Raw genomic sequence first — 19,860 nt, 5'->3', positions numbered from 1 at the left:
CACGGAACACCTCAGCCGATGTCCGCGATCCTGCACGCCCTGTCCATCACCGGATCGATGACCTGGGAAATCACCTGGGCGCTGATCCTCGGCTTTGCGCTGTCCGCGGTCGTCCAGGCCGTGGTGCGCCGCTCCACCGTGGTCGGCCTGCTCGGCGACGACCGTCCCCGCACCCTGACCATGGCCGCCGCACTGGGCGCCGCGTCCTCGTCCTGCTCGTACGCCGCGGTCGCCCTGGCCCGCTCGCTCTTCCTCAAGGGGGCGAACTTCACGGCCGCGATGGCGTTCGAGATCGCCTCCACGAACCTGGTGATCGAACTCGGCGTGATCCTGGCGCTGTTGATGGGGTGGCAGTTCACGGCCGCCGAGTTCATCGGCGGACCGGTCATGATCGTGCTGCTGGCCCTGCTGTTCCGCCTCTTCCTGCGGGACGCCCTGCTGCGCCCGGCCCGCCGGCAGGCCGAACGGGGTCTGGCCGGATCGATGGAGGGGCATGCCGCCATGGACATGTCCGTACGCCGCGGCGGGTCCTTCGCCCGGCGGCTGTTCTCCGCCGAGGGCTACACCTCGACCTCGCACGTCTTCGTCATGGAGTGGGCCGCGATCCTCAAGGACCTGGTGATCGGCCTGCTGATCGCCGGCGCCATCGCCGCCTGGGTCCCGGACAGCTTCTGGCGCGCCTTCTTCTTCGAGGGGCACCCGCTGGCCGCGAAGCTGTGGGGGCCGCTGATCGGTCCGCTGGTGGCGATCGCCTCGTTCGTCTGCTCCATCGGCAATGTGCCGCTGGCGGTGGTGCTGTGGAAGGGCGGTATCAGCTTCGGCGGGGTGGTCGCCTTCATCTTCGCCGACCTGCTGATCCTGCCGATCCTGAACATCTACCGGAAGTACTACGGCGCCAGAATGTCCCTCTTCCTGCTGGCCACCTTCTACCCGGCCATCGTGGTGGCGGGCTATTTCGTGGAATTCACCTTCGGCGCACTGGGGCTGATCCCCCGCCAGGCCGACGCCATGATCCCCATGTCCGGCGTCTCCTGGAACTACACCACCTGGCTGAACATCGCCTTCCTCCTCCTCTCCGCCGCCCTGGTCCACCGCTTCCTGCGCACCGGGGGCCGGGCCATGCTCCGCATGATGGGCGGCGCACCGCCCGACGGCCGGGGGACGCACCCCGTGCCCGGCGGCAGCGGCCCTGGCCCGCACTGACGAAGGTCGGTCGGTCAGAGGACGAAAGTCTGATGCCCCGGCGGACAGGGCCGCGCACCGTGGGGACTAGGCGCGGACCTGTCTAGCGCGCCGGGATGGAACGAAACCATGAAGGACGTCGTCACCGCAGGGGTGGACGGTACGCCCGAATCCCTGTCGGCGGTCCTGTGGGCGGCCCGGGAGGCCCAGCTGCGGCAGGCGCAATTGCGGCTGCTGCACGCCTGGGTGCTGCTGGCGCCGGAGCCGAAGCACCGCCCCCCTCCCGACCAGGACCAGAACTACTGGCCGCACCGGATGATGCACGAGACGGCCGCGGAAGTGCGCACCCGCTTCCCGGACCTTCCGGTGGAGATGATGTTGGTGCCCAAGGACCCGCTGGACGCCCTCCGGGAAGCCGCGGAGGTGTCGGACCTGCTGGTCCTCGGCGCCCAGGACCTCGGCCCGGTGTCCCGCTACGCCCTCAGCGAGCTGGGGCTGAAGCTGGTGCCGTGCACCGATGCCCCCACGGTTCTGGTGCACGCCCGCCAGGAGGACACGGCCGAGCGGGACCGAGCCGTACTGGTGGGGCTGAGCCTGCACGACCCGTCTGTGTCGCTGCTCGATTTCGCCTTCGCCGCGGCCTCCCGGCGGCGGACCACCCTGCGGGTCCTGCACGGCAGGCACCTGCCCTCGTACGCGTACAACCGCGGCGGTGGGGTGGAGGCGAGCGCCGCCCGGGAAGCAGAGCACGATGCCCGCCAGGAGCTGTCCGCGGCGCTGGATCCGTGGCGGGAGAAGTACCCGGACCTCCCAGTAGACGACCGAGTGGCAATGCAAGGACCTGTGCCTGCGCTGGTGCACCACGCCGCGGACGCGGAGCTGCTCATCGTCGGCCGCCGGCACCGGCACCGGTACCGGCTGCCGGGCCCGCGGATCGGCCGCGTCGTCCAGTCGGTCGTCCACCGCGCGCCGTGTCCGGTGGCCGTGGTGCCGCACGACGGGACGCCGTCCAGGGGCTGAGACGGCCCGCGGCCGCCGGAGGACGACCCGCCCCGGGAGGCGGATGATGGCGGTGAGGGCTGACGCCCGGGACCGGCTGCCGGCGGGGGGCGGCGGGCGGCCCGGTCGCGCCCGTCCGCGGGCTCCGGCGGCGGCGCCCCGGGAAAGGAAGCGGAGGCTATCCATGGGACACACAGTCGAATGGCCCGTCCGGCTGTACCTCGTCGAGGAGGACGGGAAGACCACGGCGCGGGTGGCGCTGCACACCGGAACCACCACGCTCACCGGGCAGGGCACGGCCCGGTGCAGCCCCGACGACCAGGACGTACCGGAGATCGGGGACGAGATCGCGGCCGGCCGGGCGATGCGGGACCTCGCCGGACAGCTGCTGCAGGTGGCCGACAAGGACCTCGAAGGCGTCGGCGCCGCACCGCCCCGGCGTGAGCAGCGCGTCGCCTACGGCTGGACGAGTGCGATGGCATGAGCCCGGTGCGGGCCGGCCACCGCCCGGCCGGGGCCCGCCCGCGGAAGGGAGTCGGCCATGTCGGATGCGACGACCACCGACCTGTACGAAGTGACCATGGCCCTGTCGTACCTCCGCGAGGGCATGACGCAGCCGGCGACCTTCAGCTGCTTCGTGCGGACACTGCCGCCGGACCGGGGCTTTCTGATCGCCGCCGGGGCCGAGACGGTCCTCGATTACCTCTCCGGCTTCCATCTCGGACACGAGGACGTCGAGGTGTTCGCCGAGGCGCTGCAACGGCCGGCTGAGGAGCTGGCGCCGCTGCTGGACCTGCGCTTCACCGGCGAGGTCCGGGCCGTGCCGGAGGGGCGTGTGGTGCTGGCGGGTGAGCCGCTGCTGGAGATCACCGCGCCGCTGCCGCAGGCGCAGCTCGTGGAGACCTTCGTGCTCAACCACCTCAGCCATCAGACGGCCATCGCCTCGAAGTGCATCCGCTGTGTGATCGCCGCGCAGGGATGCGACCTGGTGGACTTCTCGCTGCGGCGTACCCACGGGACCGCGGCCGCCCACCAGGTGGCCCGGCTGGGGGCCATGACCGGTTTCGCGGGCACCAGCAATGTGGCGGCGGCGCACGCCGAGGATCTGACGGCGGTGGGCACGATGGCGCACTCGTACATCGAGGCGTTCGAGGACGAGGAGGCGGCCTTCACGGCGTTCGCGTTGTGCCATCCCGGACCGGTGACCTTCCTGGTGGACACCTACGACACCGAGTCCGGCGTCGCGGCGGCGGCGCGGGTGCTCAACGGGCTGGGGCGCGGGGACGGCTCGGCCATCCGTCTGGACAGCGGTGACCTCGCACAACTCGCCCGCCGGGCCCGCGCGATCCTCGACAACGCGGGGCTTCCCCAGGTGCGCATCGTCGCCAGCGGCGGGCTGGACGAATACGCCGTGCACGACCTGCGGCGCGCGCGGGCGCCGATCGACGTCTATGCGGTGGGCACCCGGGTCGGCGTCAGCGCCGACGCGCCCGCGCTGGACTCGGCGTACAAGCTGGTCGCCTACGACGGCCGCCCGGTGATGAAGCTGTCGGCGGCGAAGCTGACCGCCCCGGGCCGCAAGCAGGTCTTCCGCCGGCCCGGCTGCCACGATGTGCTCGGCCTGGCCGACGAGCCGCTCCCGGCGGGCAGCACCCCGCTGCTGGAGACGCTGATGCGCGACGGCCGGCGCAGCACGGCGCGCGGCCGGCTCGACGACGCCCGGCGGCGGGTCGTGGCCGATGTCGCGGAGCTGCCCGCCACGGCCCGTTCCATCCGGTCGCCGCACGCCGTGCGGCCGAAGATGTCGCGGCGGCTGTCCACCCTGACCGAGCGCGTCCGGCGGCGGATCGAGCGGGAGGTACTGGCCCCGTTCGGCACGCACGCCTGAGCCCGCGCGGGCATTTGTCCGTACCGTCGTGGCATGGCGGAGAAGCACGGCAACGGGCCCCGGAAGCTGTCCCGGTCGCGGTACGAGCAGGAGCTCTACCGGCTGCAGACGGAGCTGGTCAAGCTCCAGGAATGGGTACGCAGCGAAGGGGCCCGGCTGATCGTGGTCTTCGAGGGGCGGGACGCGGCGGGCAAGGGAAGCACGATCAAGCGGGTCACGCAGTACCTCAACCCCCGGGTGGCGCGGATCGTGGCCCTGCCGCGGCCCACCGAGCGGGAGCGCACCCAGTGGTACTTCCAGCGCTATGCGGAACACCTTCCGGCGGCGGGCGAGATGGTGCTCTTCGACCGCAGTTGGTACAACCGGGCCGGTGTCGAGCGGGTCATGGGGTTCTGCACGCCGGCGGAGCACCAGCGGTTTCTGCGCCAGTGCCCGGTCTTCGAGCGGATGCTGGTGGAGGACGGGATCCTGCTGCGCAAGTACTGGTTCTCGGTGAGTGACGAGATCCAGGAGCAACGTTTCCGGCGCCGGCTGGCGGACCCGGCTCGGCGCTGGAAGCTCTCCCCCATGGATCTTGAGTCGCTGACCCGCTGGGAGGAGTATTCGCGGGCCAAGGACGAGATGTTCGTCCACACGGACATCGCGGAGTCCCCCTGGTACGTCGTCGAGAGCGACGACAAACGGCGGGCCCGGCTGAACATGATCGCCCATCTGCTGTCGACCGTGCCCTACCACGAGATCGCCCCGCCGGCGCTGGAATTTCCGCCGCGGCCGGCCGCCACCGGCTACCAGCGGCCGCCCCGGGATCTCCAGACGTATGTGCCCGATCATGCGGCCCGGCTGGAGCAGTGAGGAGCGGGCGTCAGAGGTGCCGCGGTACGACCGCCACGGGGCAGGCGGCATGGCACAGCGCGTGGTGCGCCACCCGGCCGGGCTGGAGCCCGAAGTGGCCGTGGCGCCGCTGCACCCCCACCACCAGCAGATCCGCGGCGGCCGCGCGGTGCACCAGCACCTTGTGCGCCGCCCCCTCGACGGTGGCGCGGCGCACCCGCACCGCTGGATGTTCCCCGGCCGCCTGCGCCAGCGCCTCGTCCAACACCTCCGCCGCCCGCTCCTCCCGGACGTTCCGGGAGCCCGCGACGGGCGGCGGGGCCTCGTCGGTCCCGTGGGCGGGGAGCGGCCAGGCGCAGACGGCCATGAGCAGGCACTGGCGGGCCTCGGCCTCGCGGAAGGCGAAGCGGGCGGCCGTCGCGGCCGTGGCCGGGTCGTCGATCCCGAGGAGGATGCGCCCGTGCGTGCCCGCCAGTCCGGCGGCGTCGCCGCGCACCACGATCACCGGGCACTTGGCGCGGGCCGCGACCGTCAGGCCGACCGATCCCAGCAGCAGACCGGCGATCTCGCCGCGCCCCCGTGACCCCAGGACCAGCGCCGAGGCATGGAGTCCCTCGTTGAGCAGGGTGGTGACCGCGTCGCCGGGCAGCACCTCTGCCGTGATCGTGACCTCCGCGTTCCGCCGTCGGGCGTGGGCGGCGGCGGAAGTCACCACGGCCTCCTCCAGCACCTGCTCGCCGGGGCGTTCCGCGCCCTCGGCGAGCGACGCTCCCTCGTAGTGCTCCCAGCTGGAGGCGTGCACGATCCGCAGCGGGAGCCCGTGGCGGGCCGCCTCGTCCACCGCCCAGTCCAGCGACCGGACGGCGGAGTCCGACCCGTCGGTCCCCACGACCAGCGGATGCTCCATCACCGCCACTTCCTTCCGGGCATCGGCGACGAGGTGGTGCGTACTGCCACGGTCGCACCGTGCGCTGCGGTGTGCAGGATCCGCGACGGCGTCTGGGCCGCCCGTGAGCCCTGCCGCGGCCCCCGTCCCGACCAGCCCCCGGAGAGGGCCGTTCGGCCCCTCCTTCCGGTCCCGCACGGCATGCCACGGTCGGGGCAGAGGCAGGGGGTACGTGATGGCTCTGGGCACGCTCCGGCCGTGGCGGCGCGGTCCGCTCCGCCGGCGTTCGGATGTGGCGGAAACCTGGCTGGCGCTGGTCACCGGCGTGCTGATCGTGGTGGGCGCACCGGCCGCGGGGCTGGCGGCCGCCCACGCGGTGGACGACGGCGCCGCACGGCAGCCACCGGGCCGGCACACCGTCTCGGCCGTGCTGACCGAGGACCCGCCGGCCCGCATCGGGGTGGATACCTCCGGGGGCCTCGGCACCCGCACCCACGCCACGGTGCGCTGGACGGACGCCGACGGCCGGACCAGGACGGGCATGACGACGGTGGCACCACACCTGCGGGCCGGCGACCGGACGTCCGCCTGGCTCGACCGCCACGGGAGCCTGCTCCGCGACCCGGTCACCCCCGGCCGGGCCAGGAGCGAGAGCATCGCGGTCGGCACCGTGTCCGCGACCTCGGCCGGCCTGCTGCTCTTCGGCACCGAGCGCGCCGGCCGGGCCCTGCTGAACCGCCGGCGCTATGACCAGTGGGAGCGGGAGTGGGCGGCCGAAGACCCCCGGTGGGGGCGGCCGGCGGCGTGACGCACGGCGGGGGCCCACCGGAGAGGGTTACGGGCCGTCCGTGCGGCGCGCCCCCGGCCCGTAGCCGTGGTGCCATGGAAGGGACACTCCGACGAACGGAACCGTCACCATGACCGGTGCGCCGTCCCTGGCAGCGCCGCTGCGCTCGCTGCGGGCCGTGGTCTTCGACACCGACGGGGTCATCACCGACTCCGCCGCCGTGCACGCTGCGGCCTGGAAGGACGCCTTCGACGCGTGTCTGTCGGCCGCGGGCGGGCAGCGCCCCTTCGATCCGGCGGACGACTATCTGCGGTACGTCGACGGCCGCGCACGGGAGGACGGGGCAGCCGCGTTCCTGCGCTCCCGGGGCCTTGAGCTGCCGCTCGGCGAGGTGGACGACGCCCCGGGCACGGCCACCGTCCGCGCCGTCGCGGCCCGTAAGGACGAGCTGTTCACCGCGCAGCTGCACACCCGTGCCATCGCCACCTGGCCCGGCACCGTGCGCCTGCTGCACGCGCTGCGGGACCAGGGGGTGCCGTGCGCCGCGGTCTCCGCCTCCCGCCATGCGACCGAGCTGCTCTCCGCGGCCGAGGTGCTGCCGCTCTTCGCGGCCGTGGTGGACGGCAATGAGGCGCACCGGCTGGGGCTGCCGGGCAAACCTGACCCGGCGCTCTTCGTGGAGGCGGCACGACGGCTCGGGGTCCCGGCACATGACACCGCCGTGGTGGAGGACGCCCTGGCCGGTGTCGAGGCCGGCCGCCGCGGCGGATTCGGCCTGGTGGTGGGCGTGGACCGGACGGCCGGACCGCACAGCGCCGCCGCCCTGCGCCGGCGCGGCGCCGATGTGGTGGTGTCCGACCCCGGTGAGCTGCTGCGCTCCGGGGAGGGCGGATGACGCGCGCGTGGACCTGGTCGTACGAGGGGTACGACGCGGACACGGAACGGCTGCGCGAATCGCTCTGTGCGCTCGGCAACGGCTACTTCGCCACCCGCGGCGCGGCCTCCGAGGTGCTCTTCGGCCCGGCGCACTACCCGGGCACCTACGCCGCCGGCTGCTACAACCGGCTCACCTCGACCGTGGACGGCCACACCGTCGAGAACGAGGACATGGTCAACCTGCCCAACTGGCTCCCGCTGCGCTACCGGATCTGCCCCGCCGACACCGCTCCCGGCCCCTGGCTCTCCCCCGACCACGCCTTTCTGACGGAGCACCGGCAGACCCTGGACCTGCGGCACGGCACCCTGACCCGCTGGTCGTGCTACGAGGACGAGGCCGGCCGACGCCTGAGCGTGGAGCAGTGCCGGCTGGTGCACATGGGGGATCCCCATCTGGCCGCGCTGCGCACCTGTTTCACCGCGCACGGCTGGTCGGGGGCCGTGGAGGTGGAGTCCGGGATCGACGGCGCGGTCCGCAACGCCGGCATCGCGCGCTACCACGGCCTGGCGGACCAGCATCTGACGGGATGGGACACCGGTGACGAGCGGCCGGACATCGTGTGGCTGAGCTGCCGGACCCTGGACTCGGACATCCGGATCGCGCTGGCCGCCCGGACCCGCGCCTCGGCCGGCCGCGGCGGGATGCCCCACCCGCAGCTCTCCGCCCTGCAGGCCTTCCACTCGCTGGTGCTGCCCGTCACCGCCGACGTCCCCTCGGTGGTGGAGAAGACGGTGACGCTGTACACCTCCCGCGACCCGGCGATCGACAGCCCGCTGCACGCGGCGGTGGACGGGGTGGTCCTGGCTCCGCACTTCCGGCAGCTGCGCGCTTCGCACCGCCGCGCCTGGGAGAACCTGTGGCGGCAGGCCAAGCTGGAGGTCCCCGGGGAGGCCGGCGGCATCCTGCGGCTGCACCTCTTCCATCTGCTGCAGACCCTCTCCCCGCACACCGCGGAGCTGGACGTCGGGGTGCCGGCCCGGGGGCTGCACGGTGAGGCCTACCGCGGGCATGTCTTCTGGGACGAGCTGTTCGTGCTGCCGTTCTTGAACCTGCACCTCCCGCAGGTCTCCCGGGCCCTGCTCGACTACCGCTACCGGCGGCTGCCCGCCGCCTGCCATGCGGCACGGGAAGCCGGCCGCGCCGGGGCGATGTACCCGTGGCAGAGCGCCGGTGACGGCCGCGAGGAGACCCAGCAGCTCCATCTCAACCCACGCTCGGGGCGCTGGCTGCCCGACCACTCCCGGCTCCAGCACCACGTCGGATCGGCGATCGCCTACAACGTGTGGCAGTACGGACAGGCCAGCGGCGACACGGAGTTCCTGCACACCAGGGGCGCGGAGATGCTCGTGCAGATCGCCCGCTTCTGGGCGGCGGCCGCGGACTGGGACGCCGCCCTCGGCCGGTACCGGATCCGCGGGGTCGTCGGTCCCGACGAGTACCACGACGGCTATCCGGGCGCCGTCGCGCCGGGGGTGGACGACAACGCCTACACCAATGTCACCGCGGCCTGGGTGCTGCTGCGCGCCCTCGATCTGTGCCGTACGCTCCCCGAGGCCCATCAGCGGCAGCTGTCCGAACGCCTCCAGCTCGACCCGGAGGAGCCCGAGCGCTGGGACGACATCGCGCACCGGCTCCATGTGCCCTACCACCAGGGCGTGATCAGCCAGTTCGCCGGGTACGAGGAGCTCGCCGAGCTGGACTGGGAGGGCTACCGGCAGCGTTACGGGGACATCCGCCGGCTGGACCGGATCCTGGAGGCGGAGGGCGACACGGTCAACCGCTATCAGGCCTCGAAACAGGCCGATGTGCTGATGCTGGGCTATCTCTTCTCGCCGGCCGAACTCGGCTCGGTGTTCCGCCTGTTGGGCTGTCCGCTCGACGACGACACCTGGCACGCCACCGTCGACTACTACCTGCACCGCACCACGCACGGCTCCACGCTCAGCGCCCTGGTGCACGCCTGGGTGCTGGCCCGGGTACACCGCCCCGACGCCTGGACGTACTGCGAGGAGGCACTGACCGGGGATGTGGCGGACGTCCAGGGCGGCACCACCGCGGAGGGCATCCACCTGGGCGCGATGGCCGGCACCCTGGACTTCGTGCAGCGCGGCATGACCGGCCTGGAGACCCGTGACGAGGCCCTCTGGCTCGATCCGGCGCCGCTGCGCGAGCTGTCGAAGTTCGGGGTGCGCATCCGCTACCGCCGCCACTGGGACATCGATCTGCGCATCCGTGCCGAGCAGGTACACATCGCGGTACCGGCCTCCGACAACGCCCCGGTGCGGGTGAATCTGCGCGACCGCTCGTTCGCGCTCGCCCCCGGTACGTCCCGCCGGCTCGACCTGCCCGAGGACCCCTGAGGGCGCGGCGGCGGCACAGCCCGTCCCGCGGACGAGCCGTGCCACCGCCGGGCGCACGGCGCCGTCAGCGTCGCAGCGGACCCTCACAACTGAAGTCCGCGGTGCCGGCCTTGCCCGAGGACCAGATGTCGGTGGGCCCGAACGAGCAGTTCATGTCGTTGAAGTTGTTCCCGGCGGGCTTGGTGCGCTCCAGGATGAAATAGTCGACGGTGTCGGACATGTCCTTGAAGATCTGGTCGGGACTGCCGGCGTTGCCGAGGTTGGCGGTGATCCGGCCGGTGCACAGGAAGCGGCCGATGCCCGGGTCGCCCTCGTCCTTGCAGGTGGGCGTGTTGGCGGTGGCGGCGGCGAAGGCGCTGCGGACCTCGCCGGGCGTGGCGAACTTCAGCGAACCGTTGGGCGTGAACGCCGTGCTCGGCACATAGAGATCGTCGAGGTGGGCGATCTGGGTGTCGAGGAACGCGTCGTACTGCTGCTGGAGTCCCGTGTCGGATCCCATGCGGTTGCGCCAGTCGTCGAACGCGGCCGGGTCGTTGTCCCGCAGATGCCGGTACATCTCCTGGAGTTTCGCCGGGTACTGGCGCCACAGGAACTCGAAGAACGTCCCGGCGTAGGAGTAGAACCGGAAGCCGTCCCCGTCGTAGGTCGCATGCAGCATCTGCTGGATGGTCATGCGGGGTTTGCCGCCGGCGGTGTCCGCGATGATGTCGCGGACGAGGGACTTGCGTACGGCGATGCCGTGGTCGCGGGTCGAGCCGTCGAAGAACTCGGCGCTGCCCTCGTCCATGGCGGTGGTGCGGTCGCCCTGGTACCAGGGGCCCTCGCCGAAGAAGCCGGGTACGGCGAAGCGGCCGTTGAGGTAGTGCGTGTACTCGTGCCGGAAGAGCTCTTCGAGGGTGAGGCTGGAGTCCTGGGGGACGCGGCGCTGGTAGGTGTAGAAGGTGGCGCCCTGCTCTATGTAGACGCCGCCGTTCTTCGTGCCCATGCCGGTGAGCAGCGGGTGGTAGACCTCGTAGTCGCGGCGGGAGGCGTACAGGACGATGGTGAGCGTGGTGTTGGGGTCGCCGGCCAGCGGCGTCTCGGTGCCGATCACCCGGTGGAACTGGGCCCTGACCTGCTTGGACGCATAGTAGAGCTGGTCGACGACGGCGCGGTCGAGGGCGGTGCGGACCTTGATGCCGCCGTTGTCGTAGGAGTACGTGCGCGGGAAGATCCGCTTTTCGATGTCCTCCTTGCACACGGCGTAGGGCTTGCAGGCGTTGAAGTAGTTGAGCCAGCTCGCGACCTTGGCCCAGGGCTCGCTGCCGTCGCCGAAGTTCTGCACGAGGGGGCCGAGCAGGGCGCCGAGGTCGGCGATGATGGCCCGCTTGAGGGAGGCGATCTCACCGAAGCGGCCGTACTCCCCGAGCGCATCGCGGACGACCCAGGCGTTGGGCGTGTCCTTGAGGTGGGTGTACTTGGCGAAGGCCTTGAAGACGGCGCGGTAGCCGGGGTCGGTGGCGGCCGCGTACTGGAAGGCGGTGTCCTTGTTGCCGGGGTAGACCCCCAGGTAGTTCACGGACAGCGCGGCGAGGGCGGCGTTGCCCCAGGCCGGGTCCTTGTGGGTGGCAGTGTGCGCCGGGTCCATGGTGGCCAACACTCGCTCGATCAGGTCGAGTTGATGCTGCCGCAGCCCCGGCGCGCTGGCGGCGTAGAGGGCCTCGCGCAGGGTGTCGGCGTTGGTGCGGGTGACGTCGAAGGTGCGGGCCGCGGTGCCGAAGGCGTCGACCGCGCGCCGTACAGCGTCGACGGTGGGGGCGTCGGTGGTGTCGATCTCGTCGTGCGAGAAGTCCTGGTAGGCCACCGCGTGCAGGTACGTGAACATCTCGTACAGGTGGCTGGTGTTCTTGCCGTCGTGGGCCGCGGCCAGGCCGGTGATGCGGCGCGCCACGGCCTGGACGTGCGCGTCGGACATGACCGGGATCAGCCGGGGGTCCCAGGTCCACAGGAGGCTGCGCAGACAGACGTCGGCGGTGACGGCCGGGTCGGCGAGGAAGTCCGCGAACTGCTCGGGGCTCAGGCCGGTGATGCCGTCGAGGGTGCAGGGCGCGACGGCGGATCTCCCCTGGTGCGGCGCGGTCGGCGGTCTGGTCTGCGGGCCCGGGATGCCGTCCCTTCCGACGAGGGAGCGGGGCGCGGGCGGGGGCGTGACGGCGAACTTGGGTGCCCGGGTGAGGCGTTGGGCGTGATCGAAGGGGTTGTCGGTGGGAACTGACGGCCGGGTGGCGGACGGTTGCGCCTGGTGCGCTCGCGCGGGGAGGACGGACGGGTGGGACACGGCGGCCCGGGCCGGCTGAACGCTGGGCAGGGCGAGGGTCGCCGCGAGGCTCGCGGCCAGCAGGATGGTGCGCGGCAGATGCGAAGGGGGCACCTGAACCTCCGGAGGGGGGTGGGGGGTTGAGAGTGGAGAGCAAGGCGAGGGGCCCTTCACTCCACGAGGTGTGACCCATAACATAGTAATGTGAAATTGCACTGACAAGGCTTCAGGAACTTTCTTTCCCGGAGGTGTCCACATGACCTTGCACCACCCCCAACTCCACACCGGGAGCCACGACTTGCCGGTGTCGAGCGCCCTCGCGGACTTCATGACCGACGGATGGGCCACGCCCTCGCTCCCGGCCGGCACCTGTGTGCCCGGCTTCGCGCACTTCGCCGGGCGCCGGGCCCGCCTCGCCGCACGCTTCCCCGGCGAGCGGCTGCTCGTCCCCGCCGGGGAGTTGCGGGTCCGCTCCCACGACTGCGACCACCGCTTCCGGCCGCACAGTGCGTACGCCTGGCTGACCGGGCTGACCGGCGAGGACCAGCCGGGCCATGTCCTGGTGCTGGAACCGGACGGCGAGGCGGTGCTGTATCTGCGGCCGCGGTCGCCGCGGGACGCCGACGGCGCGTTCTACCGGGACCGCAAGTACGGCGAGTTCTGGGTGGGCCGCCGCCCCGATCTGGCCGAGGCCGAGCAGCTCACCGGCGTGCGCTGTGCGCATCTGGACGACCTGGCGCCCCGCCCGTCCGACCGGAATGCCGCCCAGGACGCCGAACTCGCCACCGCCCTCAGCGAGTTGCGGCTGGTGAAGGACGCCTGGGAGGTGGATCAGCTACAGCAGGCCGTCGATCACACCGTCACCGGCTTCGAGGATGTCGTACGGTCCCTGCCCGCCGCGCTGCGCCACCCGCGCGGCGAGCGCTGGATCGAGGGGGTCTTCCAGCTGCGCGCCCGCGCCGAGGGCAACGGCACGGGGTACGAGACCATCGCCGCCGCCGGCGCGCACGCCTGTGTCCTGCACTGGATCCGCAACGACGGCCCGCTCGACCCGGACCAGTTGCTGCTGCTCGACGCGGGGGTGGAGACCGACTCGCTGTACACCGCCGACATCACCCGCACCCTGCCGCTGTCCGGGCGCTTCTCCCCCGTGCAGCGCCGGGTGTACGAGCTGGTGCTCGCCGCCCAGGACGCGGGGATCGCCGCGCTCAAGCCGGGCGCCAGCTTCCGCGACTTCCACCGGGCGTGCTCGGGCGTCCTGGCCGAGGGCCTGGCCGACTGGGGGGTGCTGCGCATCCCGGCGGCACAGGCACTCGCCGCCGACAGCGGTCTCCACCGGCGCTACACGCTGTGCAGTTCCGGCCACATGCTCGGCCTCGATGTCCACGACTGCGGCCGGGCCCGCGCCGAGCAGTATCTGGACGGCGTCCTGACCGAGGGTCAGGTACTGACGGTCGAGCCGGGGCTCTATCTCCAGCCCGACGACGAGACCCTGCCGCGGGAGCTGCGCGGCATCGGCGTCCGTATCGAGGACGACCTGGTGATCACGGCGGACGGGGCCCGGCTGATGTCGGGCGGGCTGCCGCGCACCGTCGACGGGGTCGAGGAGTGGATGGACGGGCTGCTGGCCGGGAACGCCTGACCCGGCGGCCGTCCCCGGGCCCGGCCGTCCCGGGCCCGGTCAGCCCTGGCGGTCGCGCAGCTCCGGCACCGGTGGTTCCGCCCGCGCCTGGGCCCACAGCGAGCGGACATGACCGAGGTGGCGGGCCATACAGGCCTCGGCCGCCTCGGCATCGCCGGTCAGCATCAGGTCGAGGAGTTCCACGTGTTCCTCGGCGGAGGGCAGCAGCTGGTTGCGCTCGTCGAGGCGGGTGAGGCCGTAGAGACGGGAGCGCTTGCGCAGTTCGCCGACCGTTTCGACGAGGCGGTCGTTGCCGCTGAGACCGAGCAGCGCGAGGTGGAAGCGGCGGTCGGCCTCCAGATATCCGATCAGGTCGTGTGCGCGGGCGGCGGCGACGATCTCCAGGGCGGCCGGGCGGAGGGCTTCGAGCTGTTCCCGGCCGGCGGTGCGGGTGACCTGGCCGATGACCGGGACCTCGATCAGTGCCCGGATCTCGGTGTACTGATCGAGGTCGCGCTCGCTCACCTCGGTGATCCGGAAGCCCTTGTTGCGTACCGGTTCGACCAGACCCTCCCGGGCCAGATCGAGCATCGCCTCGCGCACCGGGGTGGCGGAGACACCGAAGTCCGCGGCGAGGCCCGGGGCCGAGTAGACCGATCCCGGGCGGAGTTCGCCCGCTATCAGGGCCGCGCGCAGCTGATGGGCGACCTGATCGCGAAGTCGCTCCTGCGCGGTGATCAGGCTGCGGTGCTTGAGTTCACCCATCGTGGTCCTCCGAGTTGCTGCGGAGTGCCAGCGTACAATGTCACGTTGCGCGAACCCCCTGGTGGCGGCAGTTGCCAAGCCGCCGCCCCGGTCCGGCGTTCAGAGCAGGAACCCCGCGGGGAACGGGTCGGCCGGATCGAGGAAGTACTGCGCGGTACCGGTCACCCAGGCCCGCCCGGTGACGGTGGGGACGACGGCCGGCCGCCCGCCGACCGTGGTCCGGCCCACGAGCCGCCCGGTGAACTCCGTCCCGATGAAGGACTCGTTGACGAAGTCCTGCCCCAGGAAGAGTTCCCCGCGGGCATGCAGCTGCGCCATCCGCGCGGAGGTGCCCGTACCGCAGGGTGAGCGGTCGAACCAGCCGGGGTGGATGGCCATCGCGTGCCGGGAGCGGGTGGCATTCGATCCGGGTGCGGCGAAATAGACGTGCTTGAGGCCGCCGATCCGCTCGTCCTCGGGATGGACCGGCCGGTCGGTGGCGTTCACGGCGTCCATGAGGGCGAGTCCGGCGGACAGGATGTCGTTCTTGCGGTCCCGGTCGAAGGGCAGCCCGACGCTGTCCAGCGGCAGGATGGCGTAGAAATTGCCCCCGTAGGCGAGGTCATAGCTGAGCGTGCCGTATCCGGGGACAGTGACCTTGCGGTCGAGTCCGGCACAGAACGCGGGCACGTTGGTGAGCGTGACGGCCGTCGCCGCCCCGTCCGTGACCTGCACCTCGGCGGTGACCAGCCCGGCCGGGGTGTCCAGGCGCACCGTGGTCACCGGTTCGCACACCGCCACCATGCCGGTCTCGACGAGGACGGTGGCCACCCCGATCGTCCCGTGCCCGCACATCGGCAGATAGCCGGAGACCTCGATGAACAGCACGCCCCAGTCGGCGTCGGGGCGGGTCGGTGCCTGGAGGATCGCCCCGCTCATGGCGGCATGGCCGCGCGGCTCGTACATCAGCAGCGTGCGGATGTCGTCGCGGTGTTCGGCCATGTACAGCCGGCGCTCGGCCATGGTGGCGCCGGGGAGGGTGCCGATGCCGCCGGTGATGACGCGGGTGGGCATGCCCTCGGTGTGCGAGTCGACGGCATGGAAGACGTGGCGGGTGCGCATGGGTTTCCTCTCAGTGGTGGCCGTCGGCGAGGAGCTTCTCGGTGGCGGCGCGGAGCTGGGCCGACTGCCCGGCGGGGAGCGGGAAGCGGGGCGGGCGGGTCGGACCGCCGCGGTGGCCGGCGAGGTCCATCGAGAGCTTGATCGCCTGCACGAATTCGGGCTTGGAGTCCCAGCGCAGCAGCGGATGCAGGGCACGGTAGAGCGGCAGCGCGGTGTCCAGGTCCCCGGCGACGGCGGCCCGGTAGAGGGAGCCGCAGGCCTCGGGCAGCGCGTTCGGGTAGCCCGCGATCCAGCCGACCGCGCCGGCCAGCGCGAGTTCGAGGAGGACGTCGTCGGCGCCGATCAACAGGTCGAGTTCCGGGGCGACTTCGGCGATCTCGTAGGCCCTGCGGACATCGCCGCTGAATTCCTTGACGGCGACGATGCTGCCGTCGGCATGCAGCTCGGCGAGGAGGCGCGGGGTGAGGTCGACCTTGGTGTCGTAAGGGTTGTTGTAGGCGACGACGGGCAGCCCGACGGCGGCCACCTCGGCGAAGTGGGCGCGCACCGCTGCCGGGTCGGCGCGGAAGGCGTTGGGCGGCAGCAGCAGGACGGATCCGGCGCCCGCCTCGGCGGCCTGCTCGGCCCAGCGGCACGCGGTGGCGCTGTCGTACGCGGAGACGCCGGGCATCACCCGGTCCCCCGCGCCGGCGGCCGCCACGGCGGTCCGGACGACCTGGGCACGCTCGTCGTCGGTCAGCGTCTGGTACTCGCCGAGGGAGCCGTTGGGGACGACGCCGTCGCAGTCGGCAGCGAGCAGCCGGGCGACCTGGGCGGCGTACGCGTCGTGGTCGACGGAGAGATCGTCGCGGAACGGGAGGGTGGTGGCGACCATGATGCCGTGCCACGGGCGGGTACGGATGACCATGTGCAGTCTCCTTCTATGAGGTGTGACATTTTACTGACCTTTAGCGGATTGCCAAGACCGCCGATCCGAACCGGCATTACTCTCGGGCGAGTTCGCCCAGCGTGACGGGGCAGGCGAGGAGCCTGCGGCCGGCCCCGGTTTCGGTCTCCCCCGCGAGGTGCGCCACGGCGGGACCGCATACCCGCCCCTGGCACCAGCCCATGCCGGCCCGGGTGAGCAGTTTGACGGTGCGGGTGTCGCCGGCCCCGAGGCCGCCGACGGCTTCCCGGATCCGGCCGGCCGTGACCTCCTCGCAGCGGCAGACCTCGGTGTCCGCGCCGAGCCAGTCGGACCAGCCCGGCCGCGGCGCATGCGCGGCGGACATCGCCCCGGCGAACCGCCGCAGCCGGTCACGACGCCGCCGCAGCGCATCCCCCGCCGTCCGCCGCGCGATGTCGTACGCCGCCAACTCCCCTTCCACAAGGGCGAGTTCGGCACCCCCTACACCGCCGGCCTCCCCGGCAGCCCAGACCCCGTCGACCGTGGTCCGCTGCCGGCCGTCGAGGACCAGCGCGGCGGTGCCGTCGGGACAACGGCGGGTCGCACAGCCCAGCGCGGTCGCCAGGTCCAGCTGCGGTACGAGTCCGTGCCCGACGGCGAGCGCATCGCACGGGATGCGCAGCCCGGTCCCGGCCACCGGCCGCCAGTCCCGGTCGAGCCGGGTCAGGGTGACGGCCTCGACCCGGTCGGTGCCGTGCACGGCGGTGATCGCGCTGTGGGTACGGAGGCGGACGCCGTACCGACGCAGGGTGGCCGCGTGCGAAGCCCCTTCGACGAGCTTGCGCGGGTTGGCGGCGAGGGTGCGCGGCGCGCGGGCGTATCCGGCGTAGCCGCCTGCCTCAGCAACCACCGGCACCCTGGCTCCGGCGGCGGCCAGCGACCCCGCGACGGCGAGCAGCAGCGGCCCGCTGCCCGCGACCACGATCCGCTGCCCCGGCACCACCAGCCCCGCCTTGAGCATGGCCTGCGCACCGCCGGCACCCACGACGCCGGGCAAGGTCCAGCCGGGGAAGGGCAGTTGACGCTCGTACGCACCGGTGGCGAGGAGCACCTTCCGCGCGGCCACCTCGGCCCGCCCCTGCGCCCCGTCGGGCCCGGTCATCGCGCGTACGGCCCAGTGCTCCGCCTCCCGGGTGACCGACCAGACATGGTGCTCGGTGAAGTGGTGGACCCGCCCGGCCGCCCGGTGCACCTCCAGCCGGGCTGCACGCCGGGCGAACGCGCCCCAGGAGTGGTGCAGGGCCTGCGGACGGGCCGCGCCCAGCCCGGGGGCCGACTGCCGGTAGAACTGTCCGCCGGGCCGGGCGGCGGCATCGACCAGCGCCACGGTCAGCCCGAGGTCGGCGGCGGTGACGGCGGCCGCGAGCCCGGCCGGCCCCGCGCCGATGACGGCGAGGTCATGGGTGTCAGACGGCGAGTTCGGCACGCCCGTGTCCCTCCTGGGTGGTGACCGCGTCCCCCGGCCGGGCCGGCACCAGGCAGGCCCGTTGATTGGGGACGCCGTTGACGGTGGCGAGACAGTCGAAGCAGGAACCGATCCCGCAGAAGGCGCCCCGCGCCCGGCCGCTCTGGCGCGTGGTCCGCCAGGAGAGCACCCCCGCCGCCCAGAGTGCGGCCGCGATGCTCTGCCCGGGCAGCGCGGACAGCGACCGCCCGTCGAGCGTGATCTCGAACGCCGGTCCTGGCACGGCCCGTACGAGCTCGGCTGGGGTGCGGCGTCGGCTTCGGGTCATACCGGGCTCCGTTCGGCGCGGGGGTGTGGAGTGGATTGCGGCGGGGCGGCGTGCGGAGCGGCGCGGCCCCTCCCCACTCGGTTCGTCCCGGCGGGGTTCACCCTGACTCCGCTCATTCCGGCTCCGTTCCTTCGGTGAAGCGCTCCGGGCGGAACGGGCGCGCGTCCAGCGGGCCGGGGGCGTCCGTCAGCGCGGCGGCGATCAGCCGGCCGGTGGCCGGGGCGAGGCCGATGCCCGCGCCCTCGTGGCCACAGGCGTGCAGCAGACCCGGGGCACGCGGATCGGGGCCGATCGCCGGGAGGTGGTCCGGGAGATAGGGCCGAAAGCCCTGGTACGTACGGATCACCCGGACGCCCGCCAGGACGGGGAACAGCGCCGCCGCCTGGGCGGCGAGCCGGCGCAGCACGTCGGCCGAGAGCGTGCGGTCGAAGCCGACGCGTTCCCGGCTGGCGCCGATGAGCACCGGGCCCGCCGGGGTGCCCTCGACGACGGCGGAGGTCTGCAGCGCGGCCGAGCCGCTGGCCACGTCGGCGACATAGTCCGCGGCATACACCTTGCGGCGTACGACACGCGGCAGTGGCTCGGTGACCAGCACATATCCCCGGCGCGGCAGGACGGGGACGGTCACCCCCGCGAGCGAGGCCAGCCGGCCGGCCCAGGTGCCGGTGGCGTTCACGACCGCGGGGGCAAGCAGGTCGCCGCGCGGGGTACGGACGCCGCGGACCGCCCCGCCAGGCCCGCGCAGGATGGCCGTGACCTCGGCCCCCAGATGCAGTCGGGCTCCGGAGGCACGCAGCAAGTGGGCGGCGGCCAGGGCGGGCTGGACCTGCGCGTCCTGCGGGTAGAGGACGCCGCCGGCGAGGCCGGGCGCGAGATGGGGTTCGACGTCCCGCAGCCGGTCGCCGGGGACGTCCGTGCTCTCCACGCCCGCCTTTTCCTGCGCCGCACGGAACGCGCGCAGGGACGTCATACCGGACTCGTCGGCGGCGACGACCAGGCCGCCCTTCGTCTCGTACTCGATCTCCGGCGGGAGTGCGGCGGCCAGTTCGCGCCACAGGCGGGTGGAGAGCAGCGCGAGCGCGAGTTCCGGGCCCGGCTCCTTGTCGGAGACCAGCAGGTTTCCCTCGCCGGCTCCGGTGGTGCCGCCCGCGACGGGTCCGCGGTCGACCACGGCGACGGAGAGACCGGCGCGGCCGGCGTAGTACGCACAGGCGGCGCCGACCACACCGGCCCCGACGATCACGACGTCCGCCGCATCCAGGGAGTGTCTGTGTCTCGTGGGCACGTCAGTAATATGTCACACAACACAGTCTCGGAAAAGGGTACTTCGTGATCCTCGGCCGCGAACTCCCCCAGGGCGGCGGGTGGAATGGGGCTGCCCATCCCGTGTCGTACCCATGCTTGGCGCCTCGTACGGCCCCGGGGGGCGGCGGAGGGGCGACCTGACCAAGGGCCGGGGGCATGTCGGAGCAGAAGCCGAAGCCGGAGGACTCGGTGTGCGGAATTCGTTGCCATATGAGTTTATGGC

General features: G+C 72.7%; 17 protein-coding genes. 9 read left to right on the top strand and 8 right to left on the bottom strand.

Annotated elements, in window-relative coordinates:
• The first annotated feature begins 18 nt into the window (after positions 1-18).
• The 5 genes from CPH93_RS32280 (at position 19) to ppk2 (ending at position 4,921) form a co-directional block, all read left to right on the top strand.
• Positions 19-1,203, top strand: a complete 1,185-nt coding sequence (locus tag CPH93_RS32280) for a permease (RefSeq protein WP_096214858.1) — start codon at positions 19-21, stop codon at positions 1,201-1,203.
• A gap of 108 nt (positions 1,204-1,311) precedes the next feature.
• A complete protein-coding gene (locus CPH93_RS32275; RefSeq protein WP_096214857.1) occupies positions 1,312-2,202 on the top strand; it encodes a universal stress protein in 891 nt (296 codons plus the stop codon).
• Positions 2,203-2,365: 163 nt separating this feature from the next.
• Positions 2,366-2,665 carry a dsRBD fold-containing protein gene (locus CPH93_RS32270; RefSeq protein WP_093481755.1) on the top strand — a complete coding sequence of 100 codons (300 nt, stop codon included), beginning with the start codon at positions 2,366-2,368 and terminating at the stop codon, positions 2,663-2,665.
• 57 nt (positions 2,666-2,722) lie between these two features.
• Complete coding sequence (locus CPH93_RS32265; RefSeq protein WP_093481756.1) at positions 2,723-4,069, top strand: nicotinate phosphoribosyltransferase; 1,347 nt, start codon at positions 2,723-2,725, stop codon at positions 4,067-4,069.
• A 33-nt stretch (positions 4,070-4,102) separates the two neighbouring features.
• Positions 4,103-4,921 (top strand): polyphosphate kinase 2, encoded by an 819-nt coding sequence (ppk2, locus tag CPH93_RS32260; RefSeq protein WP_096214856.1) that lies wholly within the window; start codon positions 4,103-4,105, stop codon positions 4,919-4,921.
• A gap of 10 nt (positions 4,922-4,931) precedes the next feature.
• Here ppk2 and CPH93_RS32255 read toward each other — a convergent pair whose 3' ends face one another.
• Positions 4,932-5,807 carry a universal stress protein gene (locus CPH93_RS32255; RefSeq protein WP_096214855.1) on the bottom strand — a complete coding sequence of 292 codons (876 nt, stop codon included), beginning with the start codon at positions 5,805-5,807 and terminating at the stop codon, positions 4,932-4,934.
• A 214-nt stretch (positions 5,808-6,021) separates the two neighbouring features.
• Here CPH93_RS32255 and CPH93_RS32250 point away from each other — a divergent pair, with 214 nt between their 5' ends.
• The 3 genes from CPH93_RS32250 to CPH93_RS32240 all read left to right on the top strand — a co-directional run bounded on the left by CPH93_RS32250 (position 6,022) and on the right by CPH93_RS32240 (position 9,870).
• A complete protein-coding gene (locus CPH93_RS32250; protein ID WP_231977032.1) occupies positions 6,022-6,594 on the top strand; it encodes an Rv1733c family protein in 573 nt (190 codons plus the stop codon).
• A 109-nt stretch (positions 6,595-6,703) separates the two neighbouring features.
• On the top strand, positions 6,704-7,468 hold the full coding sequence (locus CPH93_RS32245) for an HAD family hydrolase (RefSeq protein WP_096214854.1): 765 nt from the start codon (positions 6,704-6,706) through the stop codon (positions 7,466-7,468).
• Complete coding sequence (locus CPH93_RS32240; RefSeq protein ID WP_093648505.1) at positions 7,465-9,870, top strand: glycoside hydrolase family 65 protein; 2,406 nt, start codon at positions 7,465-7,467, stop codon at positions 9,868-9,870. The genes CPH93_RS32245 and CPH93_RS32240 overlap by 4 nt, the downstream gene beginning before the upstream one ends.
• Positions 9,871-9,934: 64 nt before the next feature.
• Here CPH93_RS32240 and CPH93_RS32235 read toward each other — a convergent pair whose 3' ends face one another.
• Complete coding sequence (locus CPH93_RS32235) at positions 9,935-12,280, bottom strand: collagenase (RefSeq protein WP_231977031.1); 2,346 nt, start codon at positions 12,278-12,280, stop codon at positions 9,935-9,937.
• A 142-nt stretch (positions 12,281-12,422) separates the two neighbouring features.
• On the opposite strand from CPH93_RS32235, the gene CPH93_RS32230 reads away from it, so the two are divergent.
• On the top strand, positions 12,423-13,808 hold the full coding sequence (locus CPH93_RS32230) for an aminopeptidase P family protein (protein WP_096214853.1): 1,386 nt from the start codon (positions 12,423-12,425) through the stop codon (positions 13,806-13,808).
• 39 nt (positions 13,809-13,847) lie between these two features.
• Here the strand turns inward: CPH93_RS32230 and CPH93_RS32225 are convergent, their stop codons facing one another.
• The 6 genes from CPH93_RS32225 to CPH93_RS32200 all read right to left on the bottom strand — a co-directional run bounded on the left by CPH93_RS32225 (position 13,848) and on the right by CPH93_RS32200 (position 19,617).
• Positions 13,848-14,552 carry a GntR family transcriptional regulator gene (locus tag CPH93_RS32225; RefSeq protein ID WP_096214852.1) on the bottom strand — a complete coding sequence of 235 codons (705 nt, stop codon included), beginning with the start codon at positions 14,550-14,552 and terminating at the stop codon, positions 13,848-13,850.
• Positions 14,553-14,651: 99 nt separating this feature from the next.
• Positions 14,652-15,653 (bottom strand): proline racemase family protein, encoded by a 1,002-nt coding sequence (locus CPH93_RS32220; RefSeq protein WP_096214851.1) that lies wholly within the window; start codon positions 15,651-15,653, stop codon positions 14,652-14,654.
• A 10-nt stretch (positions 15,654-15,663) separates the two neighbouring features.
• Positions 15,664-16,560 carry a dihydrodipicolinate synthase family protein gene (locus tag CPH93_RS32215; protein ID WP_096214850.1) on the bottom strand — a complete coding sequence of 299 codons (897 nt, stop codon included), beginning with the start codon at positions 16,558-16,560 and terminating at the stop codon, positions 15,664-15,666.
• Positions 16,561-16,636: 76 nt separating this feature from the next.
• The gene (locus tag CPH93_RS32210) at positions 16,637-18,025 is read right to left on the bottom strand and encodes an FAD/NAD(P)-dependent oxidoreductase (protein ID WP_096214849.1); all 1,389 of its coding nucleotides are present in this window, start codon (positions 18,023-18,025) and stop codon (positions 16,637-16,639) included.
• Positions 18,006-18,332 carry a (2Fe-2S)-binding protein gene (locus tag CPH93_RS32205; protein ID WP_093481765.1) on the bottom strand — a complete coding sequence of 109 codons (327 nt, stop codon included), beginning with the start codon at positions 18,330-18,332 and terminating at the stop codon, positions 18,006-18,008. The genes CPH93_RS32210 and CPH93_RS32205 overlap by 20 nt, the downstream gene beginning before the upstream one ends.
• A gap of 112 nt (positions 18,333-18,444) precedes the next feature.
• A complete protein-coding gene (locus CPH93_RS32200) occupies positions 18,445-19,617 on the bottom strand; it encodes an NAD(P)/FAD-dependent oxidoreductase (RefSeq protein WP_231977030.1) in 1,173 nt (390 codons plus the stop codon).
• Positions 19,618-19,860: the final 243 nt, after the last annotated feature.

The organism is Streptomyces sp. 2323.1 (assembly GCF_900221035.1).
Taxonomy (GTDB): domain Bacteria; phylum Actinomycetota; class Actinomycetes; order Streptomycetales; family Streptomycetaceae; genus Streptomyces; species Streptomyces sioyaensis.
This window is presented reverse-complemented; position numbering and strand designations above follow the sequence as displayed.

Bases quoted from the DNA above. Each gene is read 5' to 3' on its own strand.
- CPH93_RS32270 (WP_093481755.1), top strand. From the start codon at position 2,366: ATGGGACACACAGTCGAATGGCCCGTCCGGCTGTACCTCGTCGAGGAG.
- CPH93_RS32220 (WP_096214851.1), bottom strand. From the start codon at position 15,653: ATGCGCACCCGCCACGTCTTCCATGCCGTCGACTCGCACACCGAGGGC.
- CPH93_RS32250 (WP_231977032.1), top strand. From the start codon at position 6,022: ATGGCTCTGGGCACGCTCCGGCCGTGGCGGCGCGGTCCGCTCCGCCGG.
- CPH93_RS32245 (WP_096214854.1), top strand. From the start codon at position 6,704: ATGACCGGTGCGCCGTCCCTGGCAGCGCCGCTGCGCTCGCTGCGGGCC.
- CPH93_RS32205 (WP_093481765.1), bottom strand. From the start codon at position 18,332: ATGACCCGAAGCCGACGCCGCACCCCAGCCGAGCTCGTACGGGCCGTG.
- CPH93_RS32280 (WP_096214858.1), top strand. From the start codon at position 19: ATGTCCGCGATCCTGCACGCCCTGTCCATCACCGGATCGATGACCTGG.
- CPH93_RS32215 (WP_096214850.1), bottom strand. From the start codon at position 16,560: ATGGTCATCCGTACCCGCCCGTGGCACGGCATCATGGTCGCCACCACC.
- CPH93_RS32265 (WP_093481756.1), top strand. From the start codon at position 2,723: ATGTCGGATGCGACGACCACCGACCTGTACGAAGTGACCATGGCCCTG.
- CPH93_RS32255 (WP_096214855.1), bottom strand. From the start codon at position 5,807: ATGGAGCATCCGCTGGTCGTGGGGACCGACGGGTCGGACTCCGCCGTC.
- ppk2 (WP_096214856.1), top strand. From the start codon at position 4,103: ATGGCGGAGAAGCACGGCAACGGGCCCCGGAAGCTGTCCCGGTCGCGG.
- CPH93_RS32230 (WP_096214853.1), top strand. From the start codon at position 12,423: ATGACCTTGCACCACCCCCAACTCCACACCGGGAGCCACGACTTGCCG.
- CPH93_RS32225 (WP_096214852.1), bottom strand. From the start codon at position 14,552: ATGGGTGAACTCAAGCACCGCAGCCTGATCACCGCGCAGGAGCGACTT.
- CPH93_RS32275 (WP_096214857.1), top strand. From the start codon at position 1,312: ATGAAGGACGTCGTCACCGCAGGGGTGGACGGTACGCCCGAATCCCTG.
- CPH93_RS32240 (WP_093648505.1), top strand. From the start codon at position 7,465: ATGACGCGCGCGTGGACCTGGTCGTACGAGGGGTACGACGCGGACACG.